The organism is Microcystis sp. M_QC_C_20170808_M3Col (genome assembly GCF_007095505.1).
Taxonomy (GTDB): domain Bacteria; phylum Cyanobacteriota; class Cyanobacteriia; order Cyanobacteriales; family Microcystaceae; genus Microcystis.
Map to the genome: position 1 here is coordinate 1 of NZ_SFBY01000485.1, position 5,725 is coordinate 5,725.

A 5,725-nucleotide genomic window follows, 5' to 3' on the forward strand; every position below is an offset into this window, starting at 1 on the left:
AGTAAAAACATTTTGGCCGCAGGACTTGCGGTGTCAGTCTGTAGAGCGACCATAAGACCAGAACAGATTTACTCTGTTAAGGCAGGTGCGAAACCCCGCAAGGGAAAGAAGCAGAAACCTAAATCGTGAGGTTTGGGAATCACCGTCCGTTTACGGCGGTGAGGATGTCAACAAGGAAAGCGTCCGCGAAGTTATGCGGGAAGAATGGTTGAAATTATTCGAGATGCTGATTCCCTATGTTGATGATATGGAACAAGCTGACATAGAAGCAACCTTTAATCCTGTTGATTACAAAGACGGCAGCTTCGTTGATATTACAGGCTGGTTTAATCGTGAAGATCAGGATCAGTAAATCAGCCAATAAATTTTTGGAGAAACTAGATGCCAATGCCCGAAAATCTGTTTTGACTAAAATTGGTATTCTCAAAACCTGCCTTGAAACTCAAAACGTTTATCCCCCTGAAGAACTTGATATCAAAAAACTTAAAGGTGAGTTAAAAGGATTCTCCATAATTCGTGTTGGCAAAATGCGAGTTATTTTTGAAATCGGCAAGGAGACAGACGAAATCTTTATTTATGAGATTAACTTTAGAGGCAATATTTACGATTAATTAAGCGATTAGCAACGTTCGGATTTACCAATTATTTTCGATACTTCTTTCCGCAGCCATCTAACTTTCATGGGTTAATTTAGCCAATACTGCTTCTTCTTCGTCAGCAAAGTATCCAGCTTTGAGAGTTCAAAAATGAGAAAAATAGGGATGAAGTTGCCTAAAATCTCTTTATGCTTAGTTCTCCTGACTACTGACTACTGGCTCCTTACTCCTCTCTCTGAGGTTTACTGATTACTGGTCACTGATTACTGGTCACTGATTAGAGAATACCTGCATTAGAAAGACCGAGAACCAGTCCCGCACCGAGAATATGGCCAAAACTCATGGTAGCCAATAATTCCGGCAGACCGAAGCTTTTTTTCGAGGCTAACTGCGGCAAGGGTAAAGCAGGGCCGGCCCCGGTATTTTGGATGGCAAAATAACCGATAACGAACGCTACTAGGTTAGCTAAGGTCATGGTAATGCCGACGGATAAATTCCAGGGAATGGTTTGAGCGGTGGCGAAAAGTAAGGCAGAAGGGATCATTGGCGCTCCAGTCTTGATAAGATTTTGTTAACCACAGGGCATTATAAAAAGCTCTTAACCCGAAACTGCTTTTTGTTTGAATACTTAACAGTTTTTGTAACGTTTTGTGAATAAGATTAAATGCGAATTAAAATTTGCGGCATTACCCAACCGGACCAAGGCCGAGCGATCGCTACTTGCGGAGCTACGGCTTTAGGTTTTATCCTCGTACCTAGTTCGCCTCGTTACGTCAAAATCGAGCAAATTAACGCCATTATCGCCGCAATACCCGACAAAATTGATTTTATCGGGGTTTTTGCCGACGAGCAACCCGAAATTATTCAGCAAATAATTATTAAAACACCCTTGACAAGTGTGCAGTTACATGGTATTGAATCTCCCGAATATTGCCAAAGGTTGCGGCAATTATTACCCGACCGGGAAATTATCAAAGCTTTGCGGATCAAAGACAGAGAAAGTTGGGAAAAGTCGGCAATTTACTTCAATAGCGTCGATACTTTACTTTTAGATGCCTACCATCCCCAATTGCTCGGTGGTACGGGGCATACCTTAGACTGGCAAGCCTTAGCCAGTTTTTCGCCCCCCTTGCCCTGGTTTCTGGCCGGAGGACTCAACCCCGATAATATTAGTGAAGCTTTAACTCGGCTGCACCCCCAGGGTATTGATGTCTCTAGCGGCGTTGAGCGATCGCCGGGTGATAAAGACCTCAAAAAAGTCGCCCTCTTGCTAGAGCGACTGCAAAAATTCAGGGATCAGTGATCAGTTATCACTGATCAGTTAGAAGGTTTTGGGTTTTAGGGTGTTGGGGTGTTAGGGTTTTAGGGTTTTAGTTGAATTTCCCCATTTCCCCATTTCCCCATTTCCCCATTTCCCCATTTCCCCATCTCCGGGACTAGAAGAAATTGGGTTTATGACGGATCAGGTTAAGATACTCCTCGCGGGTTTTCTGCTCGTCTTGGAAGACTCCTAACATGGCGCTGGTGACAGTCCAGGAGCCCGGTTTCTGCACCCCGCGCATTACCATGCACATATGGGTTGCTTCCATGACTACCGCAACCCCTTGGGGGTCGAGAATTTCTTGAATCGCTTCGGCAATCTGACGGGTGAGGCGCTCTTGGACCTGTAAACGACGGGAATACATTTCCACAATGCGGGCCAATTTACTTAATCCGACCACCTTTTGGTTAGGAATATAGGCAACGTGGGCCCGCCCCATGAAGGGTAACATATGATGTTCACAGAGACTAAAGAAGTCAATATCGCGCACTAATACCATCTCATTATGACCTTCATCGAAGATCGCACCATTAACGAGGGTTTCTAGGGATTGTTGATAGCCTTGGGTGAGAAACTGCATCGCTTCGGCCACCCGCTTGGGGGTTTTTAATAAACCTTCTCTTTCGGGGTCTTCCCCCACCGAGATCAGGATATTTCTGACCGCATCCATCATCTGTTCTTTGTTTTCGTCGGAAGTTGGATGAATTTGAGCGGTTTTGCCATTGTGGGTGTTGCGATCGGGGCGAGTGGTCACGCGTGCTTGAATAGCGTCGGTTAAATTACCGTTTAAACCGTTAGAAGAAGCTATGGTCATAATGAAGAGGCCCGTAGGCGAATTGATTGATAAATAGAAGTATTTCGGGTTATAATGCCCCCGCACTGGGCATAATGGTCATCGTTTCCACTACGGCCTGTTTGGGCAGTAACACCGCTTGCAGAATGGCCTGAGCGATGATATCCGGGGTTAACATGGCCGAGCGATCGAAATCTGCTTTGACGCTATCGCTGTCCCAGATGGGAGTATTGACAGCCCCGGGGGTGATAATCGTGACGCGAATGGCGTTAGCCCGCTCCTCGAGGGCTAAAATGCGAGAAAATGCCACTAATCCAGCTTTGCTGACACTATAAGCCCCCCAATCAGGAAAAAAATTATCGGCGGCGATCGAGGAAACATTAACGATCGTGCCTCCCCCCTGTTGACGCATGGCTGGTAAAATCCCTTGCACACACTGGTAAACACTGGTTAAATTCAGATCGATCACCCGCTGCCAGTCCGACAAAGGTGTGTCGGCCAAGGGGTTTGTGTAACCTATGCCAGCATTATTGATCAGGATATCGATCGGTCCGGATTCTTGGGCGATTTTAGCGATACTAGGAGCTACTTCCAGGATATCTGCCAAATCTAAGGGGTAAGCTTGGGCTGATACGCCTAAATCTGCCGCCATTCCCGCCACGGTTGCCAATCTTTGCTGATCGCGACCGATTAAAACCAGATTAATTCCCGCCTTGGCGAAAGCGAGGGCGGTTTCTTTGCCGATGCCGCTGCCGGCTCCGGTGATCAGCGCTCGCTGTTGACGAATAACAGAGTTCATGGTATAGTTTGAAGTCTCTTAATTCTTGGTAGTTAGGGCAAAATTTTGGCGGTCGGGGGAAACCTAGAAAAGTTTAAGGGAGTTGGGTTAGATCGGAGCAATTTTTCTCGCACCAAAATTGCTGCAGCCCACCCGGGTGGGGGGAAGCATTGACTATCGGGTAGGTTCAAGATTAAGAATCGTTACAAAATTTTACCTAGCCAATTATAGCACTGTTAAGTCAGGGATCACTAATTTTTGTGTATATCTAGATATCTAACCAGCGAGGGGAAAAAGCGGACTGGTTGGCGAGAATTCTTGAGGCTGTCTTTGTCTGTAACTCGCTCCCCCCGCGCTCAAAACTACTCACCAGAGGAGATGGCAGCGGTGGGTTGAGTGCGATTGACAATCACCACTCGATCGCCGACAACGGGACTTCTAGCGAGGAGAATTCCCTCGTTATCCCTCATTTCCAAGCGGCGAAAATCGAGACTTTGGCAACGTTGAAAAACCGAATTAGCGAATTTATCCTGTTGTGATGCCTCCAGACTATACCAATTATCGCCCAAAATAACTACTAGACGACTAGCCAAAAAATCCGCTTCTACGGTAGAAATAATACCGGCGGGATAACGAGTAGTTAAATCGGTAATTTCCTCTTGAATGGCTGCGACTAAACTTTGTTCGGGAGTTAATCGCGGTTTTGCTTTGGTAATCGGGACGGGAATCGGTGCCTCTGGTGCGATTAATTCTGGGGGAGTTTCGATAATTTCCCCGGCAGCCGGGGAAGGACTAGAGACAACTTCAGGCATATTTTCGGCAATTTCCGCAGGATTTTTCGGTAAACTGACCACAGCTACTAATAGGATAGTGACTAAACTTCCTGTTAACAAGCCGGTAATTAACCAATCGGGAATTTTTTCGCTAATTCCCCCCGGTAAAAGTCGGCGAATTTTGCTCAAAATCGTCGTCCACCACCCTTCCACCTGCTCGAAATCCGGTAAAATATCGTCGATTCCCTCCGCTGCTTCGATTGGAGAATCTGGGGTTAAACTTTGCTCAACTCCTGCGAATTCGTCTGGTTTTAAAGCAGCGGCTAACTGTTGCGTTGAGTTAAGAAGATTATCAACAGCAACTTTTGGGGGTAACACTGTCCCCGTTCCCGTGTTAAGTTGGGAAACGATCGAATTTAACTGCTCGATCGCCTCTTGTAGTCGGATCACTGTTTCTGCTTGGCTGAAATTCTCTCGCTCATTTGGTTGAGTCATAATCTTTGTTAACTCGCTGCCATTCTTTTTCAAAATATCATTCTATGCGCCGTTTTCTCGGTTTTTTAACCAGTATTTTCCTTGTCTTCCTGACTGCTTGTGGTAGTGTCACTCCCCCGCAAGAATTTGCCCCCGACGGAGAAATCGTCGCCAAAGCCCTTTTATTACAATTTCGTCACACATCCGATCGCCTTAGTCAATCTTTACAGATCGATGATCCGCAGGTAAAAATTGCCAAAATTAATGTCACCAGTCTGGAACCGCTTTATGTGGGCAATTTACCCGCTTATCACTTGCAGGGAGATTATGATCTAACTCTACAATTGCCCCATCAAAAAGATAGCAAACAACACAACAATTTTGATCTTTATTTACAAAGACAGATCGAGGGGAAAACTTGGCGTTTACTCGAAGAAGTTGCCTCACAATGGCGCAGCTATTTAGTGAAATAACCGGAAAAAGCCCGGGGATTTTGCTATAGTCTATGATCATCAGCAATGATAATCCTCAAAGGGAAAATTTAGCGATTATGATTACCTGTCCTCGTTGTCAGCACAAGGTCGATAGTCAAGCCTTGCAATGTCCCTACTGTTTTAATATTTTCAAGGCCTATGGTCATCCCGGCATGACCCTGCATCAAGCTGTCACCGGCGAGTTTTTATGCCAAACTTGTCTTTATCATGGCGATGATAGCTGTAATTTTCCCCAACGTCCCTACGCTACCAGCTGCACTTTATACAAAAATAGCCAAATGATAGCAGAAAAAATTCCTCCTCTCCCTCTCCCTAGGGTTTTTAAAAATTGGTGTCTCAGAAATAAGGGATTATTGCTATTATTAACCCTGATTTTGGGGGCTCTTCGTTACCCTTTATGCTAAATCAACAGACAAGATGCCAAGACAACATACTTCTAACCCAAAAATTCCGAAAGTTTCTAAAGCCATAGGCTCTCCGTTTTATTAGTTTAAGT

Annotated in this window: 9 protein-coding genes and 1 pseudogene; 6 read left to right on the forward strand and 4 right to left on the reverse strand. The window is 45.3% G+C overall.

Annotated elements, in window-relative coordinates:
* The 3 genes and pseudogenes from EWV84_RS22620 to EWV84_RS22630 form a co-directional block, all read left to right on the forward strand.
* Positions 1-129, forward strand: a pseudogene (locus EWV84_RS22620) (RNA-guided endonuclease TnpB family protein); the annotation flags it as partial.
* Positions 86-352: a hypothetical protein gene (locus EWV84_RS22625; RefSeq protein ID WP_287080254.1), complete on the forward strand. Its 267-nt coding sequence runs from the start codon at positions 86-88 to the stop codon at positions 350-352. The pseudogene EWV84_RS22620 and the gene EWV84_RS22625, both read left to right, overlap by 44 nt.
* On the forward strand, positions 309-611 hold the full coding sequence (locus EWV84_RS22630; protein ID WP_323801806.1) for a type II toxin-antitoxin system RelE family toxin: 303 nt from the start codon (positions 309-311) through the stop codon (positions 609-611). Before EWV84_RS22625 ends, EWV84_RS22630 begins: the two co-directional genes overlap by 44 nt.
* A 262-nt stretch (positions 612-873) precedes the next feature.
* On the opposite strand, the gene psaK is transcribed toward EWV84_RS22630, so the two are convergent.
* Positions 874-1,140, reverse strand: a complete 267-nt coding sequence (gene psaK, locus EWV84_RS22635; RefSeq protein ID WP_286825552.1) for a photosystem I reaction center subunit PsaK — start codon at positions 1,138-1,140, stop codon at positions 874-876.
* A 120-nt stretch (positions 1,141-1,260) separates the two neighbouring features.
* Between psaK and EWV84_RS22640 the strand changes: the two genes are divergently transcribed.
* Positions 1,261-1,899, forward strand: coding sequence for a phosphoribosylanthranilate isomerase (locus EWV84_RS22640; RefSeq protein ID WP_287080256.1), 639 nt, complete (start codon positions 1,261-1,263; stop codon positions 1,897-1,899).
* Between the two features lie 133 nt (positions 1,900-2,032).
* On the opposite strand, the gene folE is transcribed toward EWV84_RS22640, so the two are convergent.
* The 3 genes from folE to EWV84_RS22655 form a co-directional block, all read right to left on the reverse strand.
* On the reverse strand, positions 2,033-2,731 hold the full coding sequence (gene folE, locus EWV84_RS22645) for a GTP cyclohydrolase I FolE (protein ID WP_002738197.1): 699 nt from the start codon (positions 2,729-2,731) through the stop codon (positions 2,033-2,035).
* Between the two features lie 49 nt (positions 2,732-2,780).
* Entirely contained in the window at positions 2,781-3,509 is a 729-nt protein-coding gene (locus EWV84_RS22650) for an SDR family oxidoreductase (RefSeq protein WP_287080259.1), read from the reverse strand.
* Positions 3,510-3,850: 341 nt separating this feature from the next.
* Positions 3,851-4,756 (reverse strand): hypothetical protein, encoded by a 906-nt coding sequence (locus EWV84_RS22655; RefSeq protein ID WP_287080261.1) that lies wholly within the window; start codon positions 4,754-4,756, stop codon positions 3,851-3,853.
* A gap of 44 nt (positions 4,757-4,800) precedes the next feature.
* Here EWV84_RS22655 and EWV84_RS22660 point away from each other — a divergent pair, with 44 nt between their 5' ends.
* Entirely contained in the window at positions 4,801-5,208 is a 408-nt protein-coding gene (locus EWV84_RS22660) for a hypothetical protein (RefSeq protein WP_286825547.1), read from the forward strand.
* Positions 5,209-5,285: 77 nt separating this feature from the next.
* Entirely contained in the window at positions 5,286-5,633 is a 348-nt protein-coding gene (locus EWV84_RS22665) for a hypothetical protein (protein WP_287080263.1), read from the forward strand.
* Positions 5,634-5,725 lie beyond the last annotated feature (92 nt).